Here is a 23,762-nt window from a genome sequence, read left to right on the forward strand (position 1 = left end):
TTTTGCCATGCTTATGCGCTTTAGCATGACCGCACAGAGGACACTGCATCACCTGGTTTCTAGGGAAGGACTCTCTTTACTTTATCAATCCCACAGTCGATTGATGCACTACCGGTGCCACTAGAGAAACAGTTGGTTACGATCTCAGGCCAAGAAACTTACCATCGCTCAAGGGAGGCCGGAAGAGGAGACTGTAAATTAGATTGTGTCAAAGGTCAGAAATAAGATCTAATGAACTACTGAACCTGAGACAACACTCCTATGACTTTTCCCCCTGAAATCCTCGATGAACTGCTCAAAGGTTACCAGAGCCCCGAAGACCTGTTGGGCGAAGGTGGCATCCTCAAACAACTGACTAAAGCTTTGGTTGAACGCTGCTTGGAAGGTGAAATGAAGACTCACCTAGAGGAGCAACGTGCTGAACCTGCTCCTCTGTCCACAAAGAATCGCCGTAACGGACACAGCAAGAAGACCATCAAGGGCGAGTTTGGCGAGGCGCAGATCACGATTCCACGCGACAGGACGAGTGAATTTGAACCGCAGATCATCAAAAAAGGGCAGACCCGCTTTGACGGGTTTGACGACAAAATCCTGTCCCTATACGCCAGGGGCATGACTGTCCACGACATCCAGGCACAACTACAAGACCTGTACGGGGTAGAAGTGTCGGCTGGTTTAATTTCTAATGTCACCGATGCCGTGGAAGAGGAGCACAAGCTCTGGCAGAATCGCACCCTCGACTCGGTGTACCCAATTGTCTACTTTGATGCTCTGGTCGTTAAGGTCAGGCAGGATGGGCGAGTGATCAACAAAGCCATTCACTTGGCCTTAGGCGTCAACCTATCAGGGACAAAGGAGTTGCTGGGACTGTGGATGACCCCAAACGAGTCTGCCAAGTTCTGGTTCTCCGTGCTCACCAAATTGCAGAACCGAGGATTAAAGGACATCCTGATTGCTTGTGTCGATGGTCTGACCGGCTTTCCCGATGCCATTGAGGCGGTCTTTCCCAAAACAACCGTGCAATTGTGTATCGTTCACATGGTCAGAAATTCCCTGTCCTATGTCTCTTACAAAGACCGCAAAGCCGTTGCCGCTGACCTGCGCCTGATTTACACCGCTGCCACGGAAACTGAGGCAGAGCAACGCCTGCTTGAGTTTGCCGAGAAGTGGGACCAGCAGTATCCGACCATCAGCAAGTCCTGGATGAAACACCGGCAACGAATTATCCCGTTCTTTGCTTTCCCACCAGAGATTCGTAAAGCTATCTACACGACCAATGCAGTTGAATCAATGAATATGACTCTGAGAAAAGTTCTGAAAAACCACCGCGCTTTTCCGACGGATGAGTCGGCGATGAAGGTCGTTTACCTGGCGATTCACAATATTGCTAAGAAATGGACGATGCCGATTCGAGGCTGGAAACCTGCCCTCAACCGTTTCGCGATTGAGTTTGGCGATCGTCTTTCCCTTTAGCTTTCTTTCCTTGACACAATCTATTTGACATACTCCGGAAGAGAGCGCGATCGCGCTCTCCTGGACAAGCAGCATGATGAAGAGCCTCCCAATCACTTCGAAGCACTTGAATTCGATGACACACTTCCTTGATTCGGGCTTCTTCAAGGAATGTTTTTGCTGAGCCATCCTGCAACTCAAGCTTCCACGTCCCAGCCTAGCCCCCGTGTGATAGAGTCACGTTTACAGTCATCCCAGCTCGGCGTAAGCGCTCTGCCAACACTTCACCTAAGCCAGTTGCGGGTGTTAGAATCCCGCCGCGTGTCTGGCCACCTGGTAGTTCATCTATTTGCAGAGCTAGACTCAGAGCTGATTCACAGACAAACTTGACCGTGGCTCGATTGCCTGGGTCTCCTTGATCGCGGATCAGTCCTCGCACTTGGCGACCATCTGTTGCAGTGCCCACCAATTCGCAGGAGAACCATCCCTCATTCATCGTTTGCTCAGACGGTCCATCACCTGGTTGCGGCAAGAGCGGTTGCAGCAGCGATCGCACCTGAGGTTGTTGCAGAACGCCTGTAAATAGAGCAAGCCAGCAGTAACACTCGTTGCTTTCAGCCATGACAACGGTTCATCGAACTTGAGATACTCCTGATAGGTGAAGTCAGGTCCATAAGGGTCTTGCCACTCCTCGTAGAGAGCCGCACTGCGCCGAACGATGCGGGTATTGACAGGCCCCATGACGAAGGGAGCGACCCAAGTGTTGAGGTCGGCAGCAAAGGAGGGGGTTTGGGGGTCACGATGGCGCTCAGCTTGAGCTGGAGGGGGAGAGGAAGGGTTGAGAGGATTCAGTAGGAAAGGCTCATTCATCTGAGCGGCCCCAGCCGAATCATAGAGATGGAAAGCCGAGGCTAGCGTCCCTCCATTCAACCCGCCATACGCCTGAAAGTAGGCATGCACCTGCTGGCAAGGCACCCCTAGTTCCCGTTGCAGGTGCCGTACCACAAGGTAGGTGCCCAAGTCCGATGGCACGGAATCAAAGCCACAACAGGGAATGATGCGAGTGCCATCAGCCGCCGCTTGAGCTTGGTAGCGATCGATCAAGGTTCTGACCCAGGGTGTTTCTCCCGTAATATCGACGTAGTGCGTTCTGAAGCGAACGCAGGCATCCACGAGGGCATTGCCATAGCGAGCAAAAGGGCCAGCCGTACTCAGCAGCACTCGGGTTTGAGCAACCATGTCCGCGATCGCCGCTTCGTCCTGACTATCAGCAACCAGCACATCAACGGGGGCACCGACTTCAGCACGAACGGCTTCCAGCTTCTGGCGGTTTCTCCCCGCGATCGCCCAGCGTACCTCTCCTCCAGAGGCATGGTTGACAAAGTATTGCACCGTCTGTTTGCCGACAAAACCACTGGCACCGTAAAGAATGACATCATAGAGACGCTCAGACATGACAGAACCACTCCTAGGCACAGGCTGCACTGGCTACTATACTCTTTCGAAGCGATTGGAGGTCACATGGCAACTTATCTCGTCACAGGGGCAAATCGGGGCATTGGTTACGAGTACTGTCGGCAACTGCAGGCTCAAGGCGATCGCGTCATTGCCGTCTGTCGCAGCACCTCTGAGGAATTGCAGCAGCTCGGGGTGCCGGTGGAGGCAGGCATTGACATTACCTCAGACGTTTCTGTGGCAGATCTACAAAAGCGCCTGGGTGACAAGGTCATCGATGTTTTGATTCACAATGCAGGCATCATTCAGCGCGTGACGCTGGACAACCTCGACTTCGACAGCATCCGAGAACAGTTCGAGATGAATGCGTTGGGGCCTCTACGAGTCACACAGGTACTGCTGCCCCACCTGAAAGCAGGCTCCAAGATTGTGTTAATGACCAGCCGCATGGGCTCGAACTGACAAGTCAGCGCTTCGCTATCGCGGACAACACCTCAGGCAGTTCCTATGGCTACCGCATGTCGAAGGTGGCGTTGTTGATGGCAGGCAAATCCCTGGCTCACGACCTCAAACCTCGTGGCATTGCCGTGGCGATTCTGCATCCTGGCCTGGTGCAAACCCGGATGACGAACTTTACGGCCAGTGGCATTACACCGGAGGAGTCTGTGCAGGGGTTGTTAGCTCGAATTGAGCAGTTGACGCTGGAGAACACAGGCACGTTCTGGCACGCCAATGGAGAAGTATTGCCTTGGTGACGACACTGCTTTGATCTCACTCAAGTGTTGGAGGCGATCGCAAGGTTCACCGTCACAAACAACATCTTCCTGCTGGAGTCTTGCTTGCCTCTTTGGCCGAGTGATGTGGGTAGAAGAGATGGCAAAATGGCTGAAATCTCTTGAGTATGCCTTGCGCCATGAACCAAGAAGAAGTCACCCGCCAACAGTTTGACCGGACAGCTCCAGCCTACAGTACAGCGTCGCTGTTTATGCGCGGCCAAGACTTGCAGTGGCTCGTGGAAGCCGCTCACCCAAGTCCTGATTGGCAGGTACTGGATGTGGGCTGTGGTGCAGGACACACGGCCTTTGCCTTGGCTCCTTTCGTTCAGAGAGTGATAGGCGTCGATCTCAGCGCTGGCATGCTAGCGGAAGCAGCGCGCAACTTGAGCGATCGCGGACTGAGCAATGTTAGGTTTCAATCTGCGATCGCCACTGCCCTCCCGTTTGTGGATCAGCAATTTGATTTAGTCACCTGCCGCTTTGTCGCCCATCACTTCCCGGCGCTCGAACCCGCCTTGACAGAAATTCACCGAGTCCTGAAGCCCGAGGGACAGTTTTTAGCCGTGGATGTGATTGCGCCCGAAGATCATGAGTTGGCTCACTTCATCAACCGTATTGAACAGTTGCGAGATCCCTCCCACTACTGGGAGTGGCAGCTCTCTCAATGGCGCTCTGCGATCCGCTCAACAGGGATGAGTTTTGAGGCACTCAGGCAGTGGCGGTTGCCCATTGACTTTGAGGATTGGGTGACTCGACAACAAACACCGCCTGCGGCTGTAATCCAACTGGAGGAGTGCTTAGACGACGCACCGCTAGCGGTTCAGCAATCCCTCGTGATAACACAAGCACCACAACGGACGTTTCAACTTTGGGCCGCGCTGAGGCGAGGGGTGCCTGTCCCTAACAGTTCTCCTCTCTAGTCAGCATTGATATCCTTCTTTGTCCCTTTCCCTGAAGTGCAATCCTCCCAATGTGTCCAGGGGAAGTTGCCGCGCGATCGCCTCTGGTCACGCAGGTTGACACTTCACAAACTGCGATTGCCTCCCGCTCCTATTGGGAGTGGAATCGTGAGGATTCACGCTTCTCCTTTGTCTAGTCTCCTTCTCTCCCAAGTTTTCAGTCACCATCGCGTTGGGCGGAGACAGCAGAATACTACAGCATTCAGCGACCCTTCTGAAAAGCCTACCTGCTCATAGCCAGGCATGACTTCGTCATTTGACTGCACAACGTGAATGATTTAACCATTCTGGAAAAATGCGAGTCAAGTTGGAGTTATTACTTGCTGCAAAGATCGCCAACCTCATGCTCAAATTTATTACTTATCTAGCTATAATCTCGCTTCTAATCAGTGGTTTTGCTCGACCAACTGCGGCCTCGTCTATCTCAGTTAAAGCTCAAAGCGCTAAAGCTCAAACTCTCTCAAGGCCTTCGATAGGGCAGTGGCGAGTCCGCCTTGTAACAGGTGATATATTAACGGTACTTATTACTTCAGACGGCACGCTGTACTTGCTCGATCCATCCAACAATGAAGCTACTGAGCTAGTAACACAGATCAATAAGATTTCGGATGTTGGGAGCATTCCTACAGGCACCCAAATTTCAGAATCCTTTGAAAATCAGATCAAGATAATGACACAGTTCGAAGCTAGACTATATGTCCGTGCACTCAATAGGGCGCAACAAGCATTCCATTTGGAGGAAAATCACTTTGCCTCTGATGTACCTTCTCTAGGCATGTATCAAGACGGAGATAATGAAAATTACAAGTATTCTGTCACGCTGATTGGTGAAAGAGGAGTAGCCCAAAGTATTGGACTTGCAAAAGTAGAAGGCCTGAAAAGCTACGCAGGTATTGTGGCAACGCGAGGAAGAGGAATTAGTGGAGCGATTACAACCATGAGTATTCTCTGCCAGAGCAATCAACCTACTACAACATTGCCTCCAAAGCCGTCTCAAAGTGAAATAGATAATTTGAGGTGTCCTGCTGGTTATTCAATTCTAGATTGATAAGTGGGGTGCTATCCATCATCACATATTCAAATTAAAGGTTTTGCCATCTTTTCTGGAGTTCCTAGAAACCCATAAGATATTGAGAAGGTGCAGCTTTCGGGAGGTGTGACGTGCCCATCAATATTTTGACGTGCTTAATTGGGCTGTTGTTGGCTTTAGCTGGATGCGCGATCGCTTCTCTACATCTTCAGAACTACGCTCGCCATTACTTACAGGGAATTCGATGATTTCTTTGCTTAAGCTACAGCGAATCCCATGGCACTTCATCCATGTACCCACGCGATCACCACAACTACTGACGGGAATGCCCTCTCCAATAAAAAACGATCGCTCCTGCATCTACAAAGAGGGGCGATCGCTTGTTTGAGGCGGTTGATTGAACTTGAATCGTCTGTTGTAGCAACCTTCTCGCCCATTCCAGCTCAGGCAGGAATGATTCAACCAACCCCTGCGCCAAAGCGGCCTCAACCCTGCTATCCACTTCAGAGCCGCGATCGCCTGGTGAAATAGCAGTGTCATTGGCGGGATGAGAGTTACCGACCTGGCTAAAGCGATCGCAAAGTAACCACAAATGACAGCAGCTCGAATTCCTACTATGTCTCATTTTCTATTTCGATCAGCGCGATCGGAATGCTAATCAAAGACTATTAAATCTACCTTGGTTCAGTACTCTACTCAAGCTCCTCAACTACAGCCGCCGCAGCCTCAATCTCATGCTGTAAATCTTCAACAGAAGGAAGCTTGGTCTTGAATTCGTCAGGGAGTGCAGCGGTAGTTCGGTATGTAGAGACACTGATTGGTTGCGTCAGGCCACGAAGTGAGTATTCAACTACAGACTTGTTTTTGGAACGGCAAAGAATGATTCCGATCGTCGGATTGTCATGGGGACGACGTAACTTGTCATCAATGACGTTGACGTAGAAGTTGATCTGCCCTGAATACTCAGGCTTAAAATCAGTGGTCTTCAATTCAATCACCACAAAGCAGCTCAGACCAAGATGGTAAAAGAGGAGATCAATGAAAAACTCATCCCCCTCAACTTCAAGCCTGTACTGACTCCCTACAAAGGCGAAGCCCACACCCAGTTCCAGCAAGAACTTTTGCATGTGCTCAACTAGGGCATGCTCTAAATCCCGTTCCAGGGCTTTTTCCCGGATGTCAAGAAATTCGAGGTTGTATTCTGACTTCAGCGGACTTTGGGCCAAATCGGATTGTGGGGCAGGCAGTACCTCTTGAAAGTTTGTTAGTGCACCACCTTGGCGATCGTAGAGATTCGTATCAATCTGGTGAACTAAAACACTGCGGCTCCAGCCATTCTCAATCGTCTTCTGGATATACCAAGTCCGACGCTCTGGGTCTTTTAGCTTATCTAGAATGATGCAGTTATGCTTCCAGGGAATTTTTGCACCAAGCTGGTGCAGAATTGCTTCATCGGGATAAGCCTCAGCAAATGACTTCATATAGTTGAGGTTGCGAGGAGAGAATCCTGCCATCTCAGGAAACCCTATCTTGAGGTCACGTGCCAAGCGATCGACGACTTTCGCTCCCCAACCCTCCTTATACTGACGCTGAAGGATTTCTCGCCCAATTTGCCAGTAGAGCAGAACCAACTCCTGGTTGACTGCCAAAGCCGCTTTCACTTGAGCAGAGCGGATTCGTTCCTTCAAATCTCGGAAGAAGTCATCGTAATTTTCAGGAAACAGAGATGTTTGTTTTGGCATAATCCAGTATTCTTAGCGACTCAGCCATCCTTGCTAATTTTTACTCAGTAAACGTTCTAGCTCATTCAACAACTTGGTTATCCGATCGCACTGCTTCCGCTCGTTCCAAACTCGACCTTTTTTGAGCCATTTTGTAATTGCTGGCATACGGTTAACTAGTACACACTCAGGCATGGAGGGGGAACAAACATAGCTCAAGCTCCCTTTGGACAAACGTTCTAAGCAGCTAGCTTGTAGGAAAATCCGAAGAAGACTTGGAAATTCAACAACGAAATTAGTAGGGGTTTAGCTTCAACTGTTGTGGGACTAGAAGGCTTAATTAACTTAGGTTTTGGGTAGGTTTGTCCCACTCCCAGCACTCAGGTTTTACTTCCAACTCTGAATCTATCTTTGACTCTTGAGCTCTCGCTTTAATCCCCTTTAGAGGGACTCTGTGTTCCTGACCATTCAAATACTGCAGGCTGGTACAGCTCATGAATCGCTGCTAGAGCTTCTGAGGCCTGAGACGCAGGAATACGGGCATTGTGAAACGAATGTCGGAGCAAATACTCCATCGATTAACTTCCTACTTCAATCGATGGCTAATCCCACCACATAGCAATGACAGGGGCGCAAATCGTGTTAGCCTTCCATTGGTCAAGTTGTTGGGCCATTTTCTCTTCCCCTAAAACTTCAATTAAGGGTGTCAGATGACCCAAAATTTTTGCTAAACGAGTTCGGTCATAAACTTCACAATCATCTGCTTGCCACTGTTTTGCTAGATCCAGCAATGCAGGGACACAGTCATCCTCTGCGCTCTGGATGTATAACACATCATTCTTGAATAGCCGATCGTCCTGCGCGTAAACGAGCATTTCTAAAAGCCGAGTAATCAGTGCCTCGTTGGTTTTCTGATAAAACTCCAGATCAAAGACTAGCCATCCCAGCCAAAATTTCTTCCAAAGCTTTGGCTGTGCATAAAGATCCTGGACAATCTGTTCCGGCTCAAAGCTATTGAAGCGTCGTTTGAGTAGTAACGCCGTCCATAAATCCTGTGTTGTGGCATCTCGCAGCGGTCGCTCAGGATTATACATTTGTCTCAAAAATAGAGGGACGCTCAATCACAAACCACTCGTGGTAAACAATCGCAATAAAGAAGTTTTCTAGGCGATCGCACACAGCTAGGAAACCGGAGTCGTACCAATTTTGGCCATATGTTGTGTCCTGCAAAAATAAAGTTAATGAACGCTTATCAGCACTCAAAATATCTCGCAAAATGGTGATGTTGGGATGATGCTCTACATCAACCGGCAATAACACATGATATTCCCCAACCGGCAAGAATTCAGGGTGACTATATTGCAGTATGGATTCCCAGGCTTCGGGACCCTCATGCTTTTCTAGAATCCTGTCCCAACGTATAGATCTAACTTTTTCTAGCGTTGCCTCAGGCAGGTCAGCAAGCTTCATTTCAATCCTCCGGTGGAGTAACACGTTAAATAAAATGAGTTGCGTGATATCAGTCGAGATGGTTCAAATGTATCATTAGTCAAAAGGAAAATCTGCCAATTCAGGAGATGTTCTCAGGTAAGACTGTTTGGAAGCGAATCAAGCTCTCATTCTCCTGAATCCTTAGCAAATTAATCTACAGAAGCTTAGGGAATTCCTTCGTCACTAACCCAAATCAGCTCGGTCAAGGGCACCCTATGCTCCTTTGTTGTTTGAGGATGCTGGAGTAGAGCTGTAACTCCCTCTAGTCGCTTTACAAGCCAGCAGCAAGCTTGCTGCAACTGCTGCACCAAACTGCCGACCTTAATTCTTGTGGTTTGGGCACAGCGATCGCCTTCTCCCTGGGAGAGCTTCTCCGGTATCAGGACATCGCTTGCCTCTTCTTCTGAAGTTTGGATCTGCTCTTTTAATTCCCTATCTAGCCTCTTTGATCCCTCCAGCGAGTAATCTGAATCATATATATCAGGGGGTGGATCAGGGAGGGTACTCGCGGCAGTTAATAAAGGTGCTGATTCTATCTGAGCTGTCTGAGTAAGAGCATCTCGTTGCTGCCATTGGGCAAAGATGGCCTCTCGCTCATCCTCTGGCGGTTGATAGCGGTAAACTCTGATTCCTCCGCGCCTTCCATCGGGTGCAACATCTCGGCCCACACAGGTTAATCTCAACCCCAATTTGCCCAGTAATGCCTGTACAACCTCGATCGGTGTCATCTTCTTGGAGATCGTGAGGTTAAAAACGGCTTTGAGGTCATGAGCGTACTGAACTGCGTAATGGTGGAGCTGCTCTACATCGGGATCACTGGCTCGAATCGGTCGCTCCGGATTTAGAAGATTGAGAACTCCTAGCACCTTCAAGGTTTCGACTTGAGCTGTCAGCAGGCGCACATCCTGTAACGCCACCCTGCCATCACCCCGCTCGAGGTGTCCTTGCCACTCCTTGCGGTCTCGCAATTGGACGAGTGCCGGGTCATGAGTCAAGTAATAATGCAACTTCAGTTGGCTATACCAGCCTGCATCATCTTTAATCTTCAGGTCTGGGGTAAGGGAAACGGCATAGCGGCGCTCCAACTCATATTTGTGTTGGACATGGCGCTCATCCGGAGTCTTCGCTCGTTGGTCTTTGAGTCGCTCATACTCACTGGCGCTGATGCCGGGGGCATCAGCGATCGCCTGGGCTTCTCTGAGGCGACTACTGTCTTGAATCCCTTTGAGGTCTTGAACCACCTGTTCAGCCATAGCTTTATCCTGTGGTTGAAGCAGGTCACCGCTCACGGTCGTAACCTGATGGCCTTCCATCACCAAACCATTGCGAAACTCGTTGCGATAGCTCCACAGCGATACGTTGACGCGAGCCGCCATTTTGGCCCAACTCCGCAAAGTGATCGGGTCGGTTTGGACATCAAGGTCGAAATCGACTTCCTTGAGTAAAGCAATACTGTACTTCACCGCTTGGGTGGTGGCGTGAATGATATCTTGGTAGCAGCAACTGCCGTTTCCTACTTTGCCGGGGCCAAACCGAGCGGCCCAAACGAAGCGAGGCACTGGCTCTCGGACTCGGGCCAAAGCCTGCCGAGATTCAGCATCGGGAGTGACTCCTTGGAAGATGCCAAATACAGCTTTGAAATGCCCTCGCACATCAATGGAGACACCAGTGCCGATGGTTGGGGTTGCCAGGACGATGTCGTAGCCGGTGATGGCTTGATTGAGCCGTTCGACCATCCCGTAGGCGGGGTGCTGGGAGTCTGCGACGCTCTCAGAGTCGATGCGGAGAATCCGTTTGTTGGGGTAGCGGGACTGCAAGTAAGTTTCGAGGTTTTTAGAACTCCAACGACTGCTGACCTTTTGGGAGTCCAGGGCGACGAATACGGCACCCTGCTCGAGGCAGTCCTCCATCTGAGCAATCAGGCTGGCTGGGTTCTTAGTGTCATAGAACGACACGGCCCATCCGATTTTGGGCCGCCATTGGTTCACGGCAATCCAAGGCTCGATCGCGGCTTCAGCTAAGCCTAGGAGGTAGTCAATGCTGACATCCGAGAGGTCAGCATCTTGAGCAATGATGAGCCCCCCACTGCCCAGCGCCACCTGCACCAAGTCTCGGAGGGTTTCTAGGATCTTGACTCGCTGCTCATAGCAGGTGCTGGAGTTGAGGGCGTGCCATAGTACTTGCTCGACTTCATCGAGGATGACGATCGCGCCTTTCCAGAACTCCGGGTTAAAGCGCGCTTGGGACGTGGGATGAAGCGAATCAATACAGAGTCCGTAGCCGAAGAGTCCCTGGGTATCGGATTCCTTCACCTCCTCAATCCAGTCGATGCCGAGGCTGTCGCAGATGGCACGACCTAACTGGATGCGGTGGGTGATGACCAGAACTTTCCGTCCGGTGTGGGTCGCTTGGCGAATCAAAGACTGGAGTGCCGTCGTCTTCCCGGTACCCTTGGCGCTTTTGATACAGGCCAAACCGGAACTGGGGTAGGGCAGCTCACCTAGGTAAGGCGTGTCTATGGTGAGGGTGGGTTGATAGGTCAGTGACCAGAGCTGGGAGGCGAGCCAGAACTGTAGGGGCAGGGCAGCGTCATAGAGGGCATCAAAGGGCTGAGGCCCCTGCGCCACGATAAAGTCATCCACCCCTTTTTGCGGACCGGGAAGGGAGAGCACCTGAACCACGCCTCCGGCACGCTCCAGCAGCTTGCCCAGTTTGGTGGTGGCTAGGTTGAGGTCTCTGATGGTTTTGGGCTTGGTCTCATAGTCGAAGCAAATGTAAACCGAGCGCTCAGCCGTGGCAAAGTGAGCCAGCTCGGGGATGAGGGTCTGGGGGGTTTTGCGGTAGCCGTTAAAAATACCGGGCAGGGCGATCGCGGCGTATCCCTGCGTGAGTAAACAACCTGCTTTCTTCTCGCCTTCGGTGAGGATGACGGGCACGTTGTACTTCCAAACCCAGTGCCAGAAACCGAGAGGGCGATCTTCGGGGGCGATCGCTAGGTTATAGCGCTGAGCGACTAGGGTCCAGATGTGGAATGGAACATCCAGCAGGACTAGGCGACTAGAGCCAGGGCCAAGGCTGGGACTGAGGTACTTTGCGGGTTTTCCTTTGGCGCGATCGAGGACCGGGGTGGCGGCATCCGGTTTGAAGCGGCCCCAGTCCATCCGCTGCCAGCGGTTGAGCGGGTCAACCCCACTAACCCACCAACCGCGCAGCTGGGAGCGGGGTTTTTGCCCAAAACGGGTGATGTTCCAGTTCAGTCTCTCGGCGATCGGGAAAAGACTATCGGCATAACTGCTGGTAGCCGTGTCGGTGAGGGTTTCGACGTTGAGCGCAATAATGCCGAGGTCAACGCCACTCTCTTGCCATTCTTGAACATGGTCTGCTGCGGCTCGGCAGAGCGGTGGGTTCAATGAGATGGTAACAGAAGCATTAATAAGGGCGAGAGAACCTGGCATTGGATCTTTTGCTCACTTTAGGGGCGAGATGGTGTGACCAGATTTTGCCAGAGATCATTCAGCGCGATGAAAAACCGGATCTATTACTCTATATTGATCTAGCCTGTAATCAAAGCTGAAAAGCTTACTACGCAAGGGTTTCAAAAAAAGATTATCCTGAGATCCTAGAGGAATTATCCTGAGATCCTAGAGATTTGATCCTAAGATTCTAGAGGTTTTGTAATCACGCTAAATTCCTTACGCTGTAGGGGTTTGAGAGCGATTTTTTAAATTATTCTTTTGATTACAAGTACCGCAGCGCCTGAGGGCTGTAATCAGCCCTCTATGTTGAGAACCAAGCGCAAGCGCGCCTCCTGCTCCGAGTTAGGAGTCCGTTTGCCTTTTTCCCAATGGTTAATTAAGGACTGAGAGACGCCCATCCATCCTGCCAATTTCCTTTGGTTCCACTCCTTGGCCTCCCGTGCCTGGCGGATTTGAGCACCGCTCAGGGAGAGAGCGGGCCTTGATTGAGGTGGGATGCGTTTGAGTTCAGTTTTAGCACCAATCAGTTCGGGGATCGGGGCTTTAGGCTTGATCGTGATTCCAGCAGCCAATAGGGTTTCTAGATACCCTTTAGGATTCCGGCCTTTGTGCCCAGGCCGAATCAGTTCTGAGTAGGACTCATCAAACTCAATCGACCAATCTAGCTGCATTAACAGCAACAGGGCTTTATCCCAACGCTTCTTCAAATCGAAAGCTCTGCGGGAATCTTTTCGAGCATTCTCAATGAGCGCTTTTGGCAGAATGGTTTCCAGCAGTAAACCCACCTGATACTTGCCGCTGGGATGAATGCGGCTGTCCATTGTGAGATGGATGGCCATCCGGAGCGCCAGTTCATCATGGTAGGGGTCAATTTTAAGAACTTCTTGAGCAATGTAGCCAAATTGGTAGAGTGCCTCTTTGAGCTTGCTTCCTGCTTTGTTGAGAAAGCGCTCGAAGATCATGCCAGGTTGAACTCCCAAGTAAATTTCTTCGGGTTGTGAGATTTTGCCGTCTACATCGAGTTGTCCGTGAGGGTCGATGACCACCGTCCACATCCGGCCCGTGGGAGTGCTGGCATCGAGTCTGCCTTGCTTGCTCCGTCCCTCAATCCATACCGTTCGGACTAACAAGCAGTCCAGAACAAAGGCGGCCTTGGCAATTTCATTGAGCTTGACATGCATGGGTAGATCGGTCCGCTTGTCCCAGCCAAGTTCCTTGAGAATCGCCGTGCCTTTCAAGACAAACCCGCTTTTCCAAGGTTCAGCCTGGTTCATGGTGTGAGCTGCAAACAGCAGATGCAACTTCACGGTGGTGAACCCGAATTTGTCAATAATCTGTTCAGCCTGTTCCCAAGGCAGAACCTCCACATCACCTGGGCTGCTAATGTAATGCTCGACGTAATTATTGGGGTTCCCCTTAGCTCGATGCTGGAAATATCCCAGCCCATTTTGATCTTGCTGCCAAAGGTCTTTCCGTAGCTGAGCGTAAATACTGCTAACCATTGCCACTGCCGTCGGGATCGTGGTGAATGATTCTGTCTGAAAGACTGAGGATTCAATTTTGGAGTACGTTGAATCAGCCGTCCCCTTCACTTCTAATTCTTCAAAGACCTTTGTCACGTTAGTACTCAGGGCTTCTAGGGATTCAAAAGACTCGCTGAAGCGTTCGGCGGCTTTTCTTAAAATAGTGGCTTTGGCGATTGCTTCCTCTGGTGTCAGTTGTCGAATCACTTGGAGGGTTAAGCCAAATTCAGCGTTGGAGACTCTTCGCCAAACCGTTCTATCGACCTGGGACTGGCCAAACCTCAGGAAGTAGGCAGGATGAAAAAACTTGGGGAGTTCGCCGTGAGAGCATTTGCGGTAGAGGGAGTCAGCTCCGACCTCGTAATAAAGCGTTCCCGATGGAGGGGTTGTTTCTGAAGAACCCTCGAAGGCAAAGACTTCTGGCCTTTGAGCGATCGCCTCTAAAACTTCGGCTAAATCCAGCAGTTGCAGCGTGGTCAGGCGAATCGCTGTTTTCTCTAAGTCTCGATCGGTTTCTAGCCCAATCAGGTTTTCCCCGATTTGGTTTAATCGTTCAACGACAAACGATCTCAGTTGAGCGCGTTCAATCAGTTCCATGCGCTAATCATCTGCATCGCAGTATCTCTACAGTTTTTTTCCAACCTTTGAGCAGCAGTCGTTGGGATTATTCTACCAAAGACCATCGTAGTGGTCCGCCTATACCGCGCTAGCAGTTAGGGGGTGGTGAGGCGATGCACGAAATCTCCTTGCATACCCGTTAGGGTTGCTGGGAGAGGATGTCGATGTTTTGAAACCCAATTTTTAGCAACTGAGCGCTCAAGCACGATTCAACCGAGCTTAAAGCACAGGTTCAAAGCACTCCACCAATGTTTCAAGTCAGCGCAATCGCGATCGCGCTGACTTGATCCTCCAGCGCTGCGATCCACTTAAATCCCCTACAGCCCCGAGGGTAGCAACCCTGGTAGTCAATGCACACAACCTCTAAGAACCTTATAAAACAAAGCTTTCAGAAAAGTTTTGCAATCTGCGGGCGAGTGAAACCTCGCATCCACGTCAGTCTGCCAAGATTTGCAATGAAGATTACCGGACTAGGTTTCATGCGGAGGAGCTTTATCGGAAATGGTGAGATTGAGCAGCCATCAGAGCCTCAACCATTTGCTTGAAGATTAACTGAAGCTTCTGTTTCGCGCGATCAAACTCGAGTACCTGCCAATCCGGTACAGAAGAATGCCCCAGTTGATTGGTATCCAGGTAAACCGGATAGCGAACTTCAATTTGTAACGCCTCAACCTGCGGCATCTGACCGTAGTATCGCGTGATGTAGCCACCGCTAAACACTTTATTGCGGACGACTTGATAACCTTGCGAGCAGAAGGCAGTCTCAACAATTGAGATGAAGGGTTCCGAACAGGTGCTGTTATTTCCATTGCCCAAGCAGATTTCATCCTCGATCAACCCCAGGAAACTGTGTAAATCCAACAGATATACCTTGCCGAATTGCTCAATCTGTTCGTTGAGCAAGCGTTGAAGCTGTTGGTGATAGGGCCGATAGTATTGCTCAACTCGCTGCTCAATTTCTTCTCGAGAGGGCAAGGTTTGATAGAGCGAAGCGTTCCATGCGGTCTTTTCGGCAATGACCGATTGCCAGAAGTTACCGAAGAGGGGTTCTTGCAGCGATCGATTGAGGTCAACCACATAACGGCTATAGAGGGTTTGCAGTACGGTAATCCCTAGACTGGGCAGAAAATCATAGAGTTTGTCGAGATGCCAATCTTGATTGGGTAAATACTGCTGGTAGGAAATTTCCAGACTGTCAACCATGTCCTTCGGTATCAGCAATCCACTGTGAGGCAGACTGGCAATGACAGGAATAGCTTGAGCGGTTGGCAAATGAAGCAGAAAAGGGGTTGGCATTGCTGGCTTAGTAAGTGGACCCATCCCTGGATCGTCTCATAGGAAACACTCAGGACCCCCTGAGGGCTAATGAAAGCGCCGTTGTTATAGCAGTCGTTCATCAGCTTTTCTGTTCTCATTCCCATTCAGGTGATTGACGTCAGCCCGATCCCAGCTTCGGAAGTAACAGGAGAGCTAGAATCAGGAATCCAGGTGGAAAACAGATGATAAACCTGTCTGAAGATGGCTACTAAGCTGCATCCAAGGCTCTAAGCTTGCTGCCGCATTCCCCTAACTCCTCGTGCTGTAATCTTGTCCTAGCGGATAAAAGATGGATGTCCACTAGGACAAAATTGGACAAACTCTTGGATGAGCGAGGGGGATAAAGGGCGTGATCAAAATCCTGCGATCGCTCATTGAGCTACCTGAAAAAATCAAAAAGCTCATCATTGTGGACATTTCAGCAAACCCGACGTGTTGCTTTCGGTGGTGGAGCGATCGCACGTTCACAAGTTTTTCACAGCACGTTACCCATTGGCCCAGTTTGTCATATTGATAGGAGGCAACGTTTATGCCACTAATCCTAAATGTTTCAGGACAGCCTCCGGTAACAGTTTTAAGACTTCTGACAGCATAGCCGGATCATCCTGGGCCGTCGCTACCATCCCCTGTACATCAGTTAAACAATCCGGTGTAAACCAGGCATCCAGAGAATCTGAGGGGGTAAGCAGGAACGAATCTCCTTTATTATTACGGTCACTGTTTACCGTATCAAGAAGATACACTTCAGCGAATCTGGCGGCATCTCGGGCTAGCCAAGCTGCAAAAACTGCCTCTCGACTATCTTCATGCCCCACGACTTGATAGACTCGCGTCTGCCTCCCTCGGGGGCCGGGTTGCCCGATCATTTCCAGGTGCAACCCCAACTTCTTTAGCATCTGGCGGGCTACTGTGACTGCAGAAGCGTTGGGATTGATTTTGAGGCCAAATAGCGCTTTGGTCTGCCATTGGTTAGCGCTCAGCCGCTCTTTCAGTTGAATCAAGTCTGCATCCGAGTTGCGGAGTTCACGTCCTGGGCGTAACAACTCTAGAATGCCTAGCCGTTCCATTCCAACAATCTGCTGGATCAGCAAAGACCCTCTCAAGTCAGGTAACCACACCGTGCCATTGCCACTGGCAATCGCGTTCTGCAAAATACGACTGTCTCGCTCCTCTAAATACTGACGACCGATCGCCAAATAGTAGTGCAGGCGAATCTGAGGCAGCCAACCATTGTCATCCTTCTCGGCTAAGTCAGCCGTCACCTCAATGCCGTAACGCTGATGGAGTTGATGCTTGCGAAGTTTGAAGCGTTCTGTATCAGTCTTCGCTCGTTGCTGCTCTAGAACGGCTGCTTCTGCATCGGTAATTGCCTCTGCCTGCTCTACACCTAAACATTCTTCCCGGTGTCCTGCGGTGGCCTCTTGCTTCATGGCATCTCTTTCCTGTTTCAGTTGGTCTGAATCAGCTGCCGCTTCTGGGCTCACGGAGAGGAGGGTATGTCCTTCCTCCTGAAGCCCTTGTAAGACAGTGTTTCGATACTTCAGCATGCCCGCATTGATACGACAGGCCATCCGCGCCCAAGTGCGTTCATACGCTGGATCAACGGGGGTAGCAATATCATCGAAATCAGCGTTCATCAATAGTTTCAGGGCAATTCGGACTGCTCTTTGCTGGCTCTTGAATAAGCTGTTAGGGTGAATTGCTCCGTTGCCGATGCGAGAAGCGCCACAGCGAGCAATCCAAACATGACGGTCTACCATCTCCCTCAGACGTGCTAGCGTTTGGCGCACCGAGTCGGTTACTCCCACGCCTTGGAAGCAGCCCCAGACGCTATCAAAATGTCCAACTAGGTCGATGGACACTCCCGTCTCAATTGAAGGTGAAGCAATCACAATGTCATACTCTCGCAGCACTTCATTGAGTTTAGAGATGCAGCCATAAGCCGGATGCTGGGGATTGCTGATGGTCTCACTATCAATTCTGAGGATGCGTTTCTCAGGAAATAAACGGCGCAAGTTGCGTTCAACATTGCGAGTGCCCCAGGTGGACTGAGGTTTTTGAGCGCTGAGTTGGATCAAGACGGCTTTGCAGGTGATTTGCAGATGCGCTTTCAAGCGACTGTACCAGAGGGCTGGGGTCGTCTGGTCGTAGTGGTAAATGTTAGCGCCTTGCTCTGGCTGCCAATCGTTTCGCACAATCCAAGGAGTCAGTTCTGGCTGCCCCGTTACTCCCTTAACGAGGTCGATGGAGAGGTCGGTGAGGTCGGCATCGGATAGGATCACCCGCCCTTTGCCATTGGGATGTAAGGCATTGAGCAACAATTGCTTCAATTCCCGCAGCACTGCCACTCGATGGCGCTTAACTTCCGTGGCGGCGTTGAGCGTGTGCCAAATCACCTGCTCCGCCTCATCCAGAATCACGAGGGGGTCTTTCCAGTGCTCCGCTTGGAATTTTGCTTGCGACTGCGGATGCAAGGAATCCACACAAACGCCGTACCCCAATAAATCTCCGGTCTGGGAATCGCGGACTTCCGTGACGTAGTTGATGCCAAAGCGATCGCAGAGGGCTTGACCGAGTTGAATGCGGTGGGTGAGGATCAAGACTCGTTGCCCCCGCTCGATCGCCTCTTGAACTAGAGCGATCATCGCTTCTGTCTTACCAGTCCCTTTTGGCGCTTTGAGGCAGATGAGCCTGGCTGAGTCTGGAATTGACAGCTCTCCAAGATATCGCTGGTTGACAACCACCTGAGCTCGATAGGTCAAAGAGCGATAGGTGTGAACTAGCCACTGCTCCAGGCTCAAGGCTTGCTCGTAAGCTTGGTCCCAAGCCGCTCGTCCCTGGTTCACCACCAAGTTATCCACGCCCTTGCCTTGCGCTGGGTCCCACTGGGCGATCGCCACTGTGCCCCCTGTTTTGGCTAGCAGTCCCGCCAAACTGGATAACGCCTTCGTGACCTTTTGTCGAGTCTGCTCTTTCACGTCTTGGTCAAAGGCTAGGATGTGTCGCCTGCCGCTTTGGCAGAATCGCTGGACATCGGGAATCAGATAGGGCAGAACAGCATTGCCCAAGGCATCTTTACTGCGATGCCCACCATAGACGCCAAACAGAGCGATCGCTACATAGCCATCGCTGAGCAGACACAGCGCCTTCTTGCCACCTTCAGTCCAAATAATTGGGATTTCTGGATGCCCCTCTAGCCAACGCCAAAAGCTTTTACCTGCGGGAGGGCAGTCACAACCATAACGGGCCGCAATTTTACGGCGAGTGGCCTGGTTGATGACTGGCAGGTAGGCACGGCTCCCACCCTGATAAACGCTTTCGTATTTGCGGAACTGTTGTTTCGTGGCGTCCCAATTCGGACAAGCTAATTTCGCTTGCCAGCAGCTCCCGTCCTCATTGAGGAAGAGGGCTCCATACTGCTGAGCATTGGCTTGCTGGCGAAAGCGCCGAAACTGCCAGTTGAGAGCGTTGTGGAGGGGTGTTTCCACCTCTCCCCCTGGCAGTTGCTTCAGGTTTGGCTCGACGGCGATCGTCGCTTCGAACAGTTCAGGGTCAATACCCGATCCTTGGCAAAACTCTTGTTCGATCTGTGCCCTAAACGCCTCTAGCGATCGAGGAGCATGGCAGGATGTCGGCGGCAGCGATCGAGCCTTGCGGTCAAAACCTAAAATCCGAGAGCCCTTCATTGCCCACCCCCTTGACTTTGGGAGAGAGCCTTGAACGAAGTAGGAACAACGACCCACCCACAGGCGGCAGAGCAATGGTTAACTTCCAGAGCGGTAATGCTGATGGGTTTGTGGTATTTAAGGCAGGTCCCGTCAGGATCTAGAAGGATTGCTGCTTTTGCTGTTTCTGGCGCAGACTGAATAGCAACTTGATAGATAACGTGCGATGCAATTCGTTGGGCCTGAGGTTGAGGAGACTGGGATTGCTTCAGAGCGAATTTTGGATTGGATGGAGGCTGGGGCTGTCGCAGCTCCTGAGAAGCTCCAAATAGTGAAGGTTGTGGCACTTGAAAGTTCCTTTGATTTGTGGGGGATCAAAGGAACCAGAGTCACCGAGGTTAACAATCGAACGGAACAACCATACCTGTGTCAGGAGGTTGCTTCGTCAAATCTTCAAAGATCGCTGAAAGTTGCGTCATATAAGCAATCCAGTGATATCCTGATGCAATCCCATAAAAGATGGGTTAGGATTGAAGACGAGGGCATCGATGCCCTTCCGATTGAACGTCGGGTTTTGCTGGGTGGCAAAATTAATTCCCTGGTTCCGTTATCGAACTCCCTCTGTCGATGCACGACGTTGGGGGTTTTGATTTTTAAGGCCTTAAGCTGCTTGTTCTTGTGATTGGCGGTGAGCGAGGTACGCCCGAATAAATTCAATCACTTGGGTTTGGTGAATTACATAACAAGCTCCTCCTTCTCTAGGAATGAATAAAAACTTTTGACCACCAAGAGTAGTGTACAGATGTTCTTGGTGAGTGGCTAATTTTGTCTGACCCCAAATCACGAGCACCTTAGCCATTGGCTTACGCACGCCTTTGGAACTGCCAAAAAAGTCACGTCTATTCTTCTTCAGCCAATAAGCTTGTTCGGATAGGTCAGTGAGGGGATCAGGCTTCAGTTTGTTCAATCCTTTTCGCTCTCGCTTGTAGTAGAGCATTCCTCTTGATTCGTTGTAAATGATGGTGGCCTCTCCAAACGAGCGGATCGCCAATAGTAAAAACTCTTTACCCGGAAAGCGAATCATCAAATCAATCGGTTGTTCTCTGCCAGGAACCTTTTGCAGTGGCAGAGTTTCAACCTGCTGACTTTCAAACTCTTCCAGAATGGCCGTAATCAGCTTAATCAAACGGGCAACTTTTTCCAGTCGGACCATCGGTTTCCATGCTAAGAGCAAACCTAGGAGGGCAATGGAGAACGTAGTCAGACCTGTCAGGATAGAGCCAAAGCCAATGGAAGTAATAATGGATGTCAGCTCGTCCTTCTCCAGCTCCAGCTTCTGCAAGATTTCGCGGTTATCAACAGGGGTTACATAGTCAGCAACCTCTTTTTCCTGGAGCTTTTCTTGAAGAATTTTCAGCTCTTGGAGAACGGCCCAGTTATCGATCGTTTCCGGGTAGTCCTTGCTTGGAGTTTGCAAGATAGGTGTGGTTGACATTAACTCTGACTCCTCCCGGCTGAGCAAACTTGATGGGCTGTCAAGTTTAAGTGTTTGAAGGTCGGAGACTGAATGGGGTCATCCCCTCGAAATTGCTTTGCTTGGTACTTGTCGTTAACGAGTTCATGAATGGTGAGAGTTGGTGCTTTGGGGAAGCCAATGTGTTTTGCTGCTCCGAGCCCTTCGTAATCGACTATCCAATATTTCAGCACACCTAAAGCTTGGTACTCCTTCAGCTTCCCGTCATAATCCTCACTGACAGAGCTCGGGCTGACGATTTCTACGACTAAAAGGCTAGGGCTCTGAAACACAGCTGTTTGTTTGAGTAGCTTGTCGGCTTCTACACGAGAGACGATCGCCAGATCAGGCAACCGAGAGCTATTGACCTCCGTCCTTTGTCCAACCTCTCGGAAGGTTTCCCACTCATCGGGGTCAAAATGGTCCTCAATTACTCGATCTAAAACTTGCTCCAAAAACTTGGCAATGCGGTAGTGCAACACAGTTGGGGGATTCATTAGATGTAATTCCCCTCGCACCAATTCATAGCGCTCCTCGCTCTGAGCGCAGATGTCGATATATTCCTCAAAGCTTACTCTCGGTCTAACTGCTACTTGTGTCATGGCGATCGCTCCTGCACCCATGCAAACATGCTATGGCCTTGCTGCCAGAACTTGAGTTGCAGTGAGTTTGAGATCAAGAAAGACGGATGAAATGTCTCAGGTTTGAGTAAAGCAAGTCTAAAATCTCTCCATTGAGACGGGGCGGATAACACCAAACTCTTTCGGCTGAATCCAATTTCCCAATGGCTATCACTTACAACTTGTGCAGTGAGATGTTTAAGTCTCATCAATCCGACCTTCCTTGTTGCCATTGCTTTGCCGAACTCGGTCTCGAAGTTCCATTAAAACTTCTGTTGGAACGCCTAAATCGTGGGCTAGTATTACTAACTGCCCATTAGTAGGCAATTCTCCGCAAGCCAGTTGGGTCAGAAACGCTTTTAAGTCAGTGGGAGCGGATGTGGAATTCTTATTTCCTTGAGGAATTTTGCCACTTTCGAGAGCTTCTCTGACCTCTCTTTCAATGATGAACGCTCCTAAAGAGGCAGGCTTATTCTCTTCAGACTCAGCCCACCGCTCTAGTGCCTCATAAATTCCATTAGGCAGCGTTAAGTATAATCGCTTCCCCTTTCCACGCTCGCTCACATAAATCCTCAACACTCGCTCCCTCAAGTTTATAGCAGCTTTTCCGTTGCTAGATCGTGGCTTTTTTTGTGAGAAGTTCATTTTTGTGGCCTACTAGCAACAAAAATGATGCTAACATAATTCGTAAGCGAACGAGAAACAAGTCGTAACGAACGCTCCAAACGCATTACGACCGCCTACGAATTTTTTAAGGAGAATGTGCCTAATGGACAGAACCTATGACACCAGTGCTGTTCAAGTTACCTACGAATCCCCTGAGATTGATTTTTCCTTAGTGTCTAAACGTTCAGAGAATCCTTCGCACGACCCTGCTACGAACGAGAACTCGGACGGGTGCGAACAGGGCTTTGAGAAGCCTGAACTGTCTAAACCTCGGTCTAGCAATAGTGATGAGTTGCTGGATATTGAGCATTGGAAACCGACAGAATCTCAGTTTTGCAAGGCGATCGCGGAGCATTACCAACAAGGGAAGCGGACGATTCAGAAGTGGTTTGTGGATCTCAGAGAAATTGCACCGTGGTTGGCTGAATCCGAGTTGCGTCTCAGCGACGATCGCTACACTCCACTTGCAGTTGAGCTTCTGGGCGATCGCTACTTTGCGGGTTCTAAGAAGAAGTGGGCGCAAGTGCTGACGGAACGCTTTGGCGATCGCGCTGCCGCCAATACTCCTAGTCCGGAAGCCCCAGCAATTCGCCCGGAAGTTTTACCCCGTGAGGGCCAGCCAGCGCCTGTAGAGCGCACTACGGCCTCATCACTAGTCCCCACCGGTGTGAACTATCTGACTGCGCTAGAGGAAGAAGAGGCGGAACTGCAAGCCCTGGAAGCCCAGGAAATCGAGCTTTTGAATTGAATGCACCAGAGCTACACCCGCTTGAATCAGAATCAAGCCCAGTGGGACAGAACCGCAGACCTGAGACGACAACGATTACTGCGGCAAACACGATTGGAAGCTGCTGCCCTGGCCACAGAGCTCGAAGCTGAGTTTGAGAACACCTTACGGGAAACTCAGTATCAGATTCAGCGGGGCAACGTTCCAGCGCCGGGAAAGCCTCAAGCGCAAAACCCCTCCTCGCAATCAGCTTAATCCTCCTGATTTTGATTGCAAGCCTGGTACTTTGGGCGATCGCTCCATCGCTGCAAATACCGCAAGTTCCACCCCACACTGGCTCAACCCAATGGAACGCTTCACCCCCACCGAAACCCTAGTCTTCCAAAATTTGGGACTCAACACTGCTGTAGAGGAGGTTGAACGCGCTGCCGTGAATTGTGAAATTGCTGGCTTTGCAACCTCAATCACGGCTCAGGAAACTCAACCCGCCTTTATCCGCTACCAACAAGCCAGAATTGCCCTCGCTTCGAAAATCCTTCGCTCTCAAACTCCATGAACACCATGCTCAACACAACTCCTCACCCCGCGATCGCCCTAGAAATCACGCTTCCAGAGTTGCTCTTCGACCAACTGCAACGAGTGCTAGACACTCATCCGACTGAGAGCCTGGATAGCTTGACCCACAAAGCCTTAGCGGTCTATCTGCTGCACCTCAAGCAATTGGAAAGCAACTGAATTATCCCAGCGATCGCC

At 50.6% G+C, this 23,762-nt stretch carries 23 protein-coding genes; 10 read left to right on the forward strand and 13 right to left on the reverse strand.

What is annotated here, in order from left to right:
* Positions 1-261 precede the first annotated feature (261 nt).
* Positions 262-1,473: an IS256 family transposase gene (locus H6F68_RS20385; RefSeq protein WP_190561827.1), complete on the forward strand. Its 1,212-nt coding sequence runs from the start codon at positions 262-264 to the stop codon at positions 1,471-1,473.
* Between the two features lie 196 nt (positions 1,474-1,669).
* On the opposite strand, the gene H6F68_RS29110 is transcribed toward H6F68_RS20385, so the two are convergent.
* The gene (locus tag H6F68_RS29110) at positions 1,670-1,948 is read right to left on the reverse strand and encodes a hypothetical protein (protein ID WP_242065588.1); all 279 of its coding nucleotides are present in this window, start codon (positions 1,946-1,948) and stop codon (positions 1,670-1,672) included.
* The gene (locus H6F68_RS20390; protein ID WP_242065589.1) at positions 1,945-2,907 is read right to left on the reverse strand and encodes a trans-acting enoyl reductase family protein; all 963 of its coding nucleotides are present in this window, start codon (positions 2,905-2,907) and stop codon (positions 1,945-1,947) included. Before H6F68_RS20390 ends, H6F68_RS29110 begins: the two co-directional genes overlap by 4 nt.
* Positions 2,908-2,973: 66 nt before the next feature.
* On the opposite strand from H6F68_RS20390, the gene H6F68_RS29830 reads away from it, so the two are divergent.
* From H6F68_RS29830 to H6F68_RS20410, 5 genes are all read left to right on the forward strand, one after another.
* Positions 2,974-3,369, forward strand: coding sequence for an SDR family NAD(P)-dependent oxidoreductase (locus tag H6F68_RS29830; RefSeq protein ID WP_399314677.1), 396 nt, complete (start codon positions 2,974-2,976; stop codon positions 3,367-3,369).
* A gap of 56 nt (positions 3,370-3,425) precedes the next feature.
* Positions 3,426-3,662 carry a hypothetical protein gene (locus H6F68_RS29835; RefSeq protein ID WP_399314680.1) on the forward strand — a complete coding sequence of 79 codons (237 nt, stop codon included), beginning with the start codon at positions 3,426-3,428 and terminating at the stop codon, positions 3,660-3,662.
* A gap of 158 nt (positions 3,663-3,820) precedes the next feature.
* Positions 3,821-4,603, forward strand: a complete 783-nt coding sequence (locus H6F68_RS20400; RefSeq protein ID WP_190561829.1) for a class I SAM-dependent methyltransferase — start codon at positions 3,821-3,823, stop codon at positions 4,601-4,603.
* 334 nt (positions 4,604-4,937) lie between these two features.
* On the forward strand, positions 4,938-5,690 hold the full coding sequence (locus H6F68_RS20405) for a type IV pilin-like G/H family protein (protein ID WP_190561831.1): 753 nt from the start codon (positions 4,938-4,940) through the stop codon (positions 5,688-5,690).
* 258 nt (positions 5,691-5,948) lie between these two features.
* Positions 5,949-6,203, forward strand: a complete 255-nt coding sequence (locus H6F68_RS20410; RefSeq protein WP_190561832.1) for a hypothetical protein — start codon at positions 5,949-5,951, stop codon at positions 6,201-6,203.
* 161 nt (positions 6,204-6,364) lie between these two features.
* On the opposite strand, the gene H6F68_RS20415 is transcribed toward H6F68_RS20410, so the two are convergent.
* The 11 genes from H6F68_RS20415 to H6F68_RS20465 form a co-directional block, all read right to left on the reverse strand.
* Complete coding sequence (locus H6F68_RS20415; protein WP_190561834.1) at positions 6,365-7,414, reverse strand: YhcG family protein; 1,050 nt, start codon at positions 7,412-7,414, stop codon at positions 6,365-6,367.
* A gap of 581 nt (positions 7,415-7,995) precedes the next feature.
* On the reverse strand, positions 7,996-8,487 hold the full coding sequence (locus H6F68_RS20420; RefSeq protein ID WP_190561836.1) for a hypothetical protein: 492 nt from the start codon (positions 8,485-8,487) through the stop codon (positions 7,996-7,998).
* Positions 8,480-8,863 carry a hypothetical protein gene (locus H6F68_RS20425; protein ID WP_190561838.1) on the reverse strand — a complete coding sequence of 128 codons (384 nt, stop codon included), beginning with the start codon at positions 8,861-8,863 and terminating at the stop codon, positions 8,480-8,482. Before H6F68_RS20425 ends, H6F68_RS20420 begins: the two co-directional genes overlap by 8 nt.
* Before the next feature lie 185 nt (positions 8,864-9,048).
* A complete protein-coding gene (locus tag H6F68_RS20430; RefSeq protein ID WP_190561840.1) occupies positions 9,049-12,339 on the reverse strand; it encodes a plasmid replication protein, CyRepA1 family in 3,291 nt (1,096 codons plus the stop codon).
* Between the two features lie 314 nt (positions 12,340-12,653).
* Positions 12,654-14,480: a helix-turn-helix transcriptional regulator gene (locus H6F68_RS20435; RefSeq protein WP_199300210.1), complete on the reverse strand. Its 1,827-nt coding sequence runs from the start codon at positions 14,478-14,480 to the stop codon at positions 12,654-12,656.
* Between the two features lie 513 nt (positions 14,481-14,993).
* Positions 14,994-15,797 (reverse strand): N-formylglutamate amidohydrolase, encoded by an 804-nt coding sequence (locus H6F68_RS20440; RefSeq protein WP_190561843.1) that lies wholly within the window; start codon positions 15,795-15,797, stop codon positions 14,994-14,996.
* A gap of 548 nt (positions 15,798-16,345) precedes the next feature.
* Complete coding sequence (locus H6F68_RS20445) at positions 16,346-19,504, reverse strand: plasmid replication protein, CyRepA1 family (protein WP_190561845.1); 3,159 nt, start codon at positions 19,502-19,504, stop codon at positions 16,346-16,348.
* Positions 19,501-19,830, reverse strand: coding sequence for a hypothetical protein (locus H6F68_RS20450; RefSeq protein ID WP_190561846.1), 330 nt, complete (start codon positions 19,828-19,830; stop codon positions 19,501-19,503). The genes H6F68_RS20445 and H6F68_RS20450 overlap by 4 nt, the downstream gene beginning before the upstream one ends.
* A 314-nt stretch (positions 19,831-20,144) precedes the next feature.
* A complete protein-coding gene (locus H6F68_RS20455; protein WP_190561848.1) occupies positions 20,145-20,978 on the reverse strand; it encodes a hypothetical protein in 834 nt (277 codons plus the stop codon).
* Positions 20,978-21,598: a Uma2 family endonuclease gene (locus tag H6F68_RS20460; protein WP_190561850.1), complete on the reverse strand. Its 621-nt coding sequence runs from the start codon at positions 21,596-21,598 to the stop codon at positions 20,978-20,980. The genes H6F68_RS20455 and H6F68_RS20460 overlap by 1 nt, the downstream gene beginning before the upstream one ends.
* Before the next feature lie 216 nt (positions 21,599-21,814).
* Entirely contained in the window at positions 21,815-22,180 is a 366-nt protein-coding gene (locus H6F68_RS20465; RefSeq protein ID WP_199300211.1) for a ribbon-helix-helix domain-containing protein, read from the reverse strand.
* Between the two features lie 205 nt (positions 22,181-22,385).
* Between H6F68_RS20465 and H6F68_RS20470 the strand changes: the two genes are divergently transcribed.
* From H6F68_RS20470 to H6F68_RS20485, 4 genes are read left to right on the forward strand one after another with little or no spacing between them, the layout of a single operon-like run.
* The gene (locus H6F68_RS20470; RefSeq protein ID WP_190561854.1) at positions 22,386-23,030 is read left to right on the forward strand and encodes a hypothetical protein; all 645 of its coding nucleotides are present in this window, start codon (positions 22,386-22,388) and stop codon (positions 23,028-23,030) included.
* A complete protein-coding gene (locus tag H6F68_RS20475; protein WP_190561856.1) occupies positions 23,031-23,264 on the forward strand; it encodes a hypothetical protein in 234 nt (77 codons plus the stop codon). It begins immediately after the preceding gene.
* Positions 23,265-23,295: 31 nt separating this feature from the next.
* The gene (locus H6F68_RS20480) at positions 23,296-23,565 is read left to right on the forward strand and encodes a hypothetical protein (RefSeq protein WP_206755544.1); all 270 of its coding nucleotides are present in this window, start codon (positions 23,296-23,298) and stop codon (positions 23,563-23,565) included.
* Positions 23,562-23,744 (forward strand): hypothetical protein, encoded by a 183-nt coding sequence (locus H6F68_RS20485; protein ID WP_190561860.1) that lies wholly within the window; start codon positions 23,562-23,564, stop codon positions 23,742-23,744. The genes H6F68_RS20480 and H6F68_RS20485 overlap by 4 nt, the downstream gene beginning before the upstream one ends.
* Positions 23,745-23,762 lie beyond the last annotated feature (18 nt).

The organism is Trichocoleus sp. FACHB-262, assembly GCF_014696035.1.
Taxonomy (GTDB): Bacteria; Cyanobacteriota; Cyanobacteriia; order FACHB-46; family FACHB-46; genus Trichocoleus.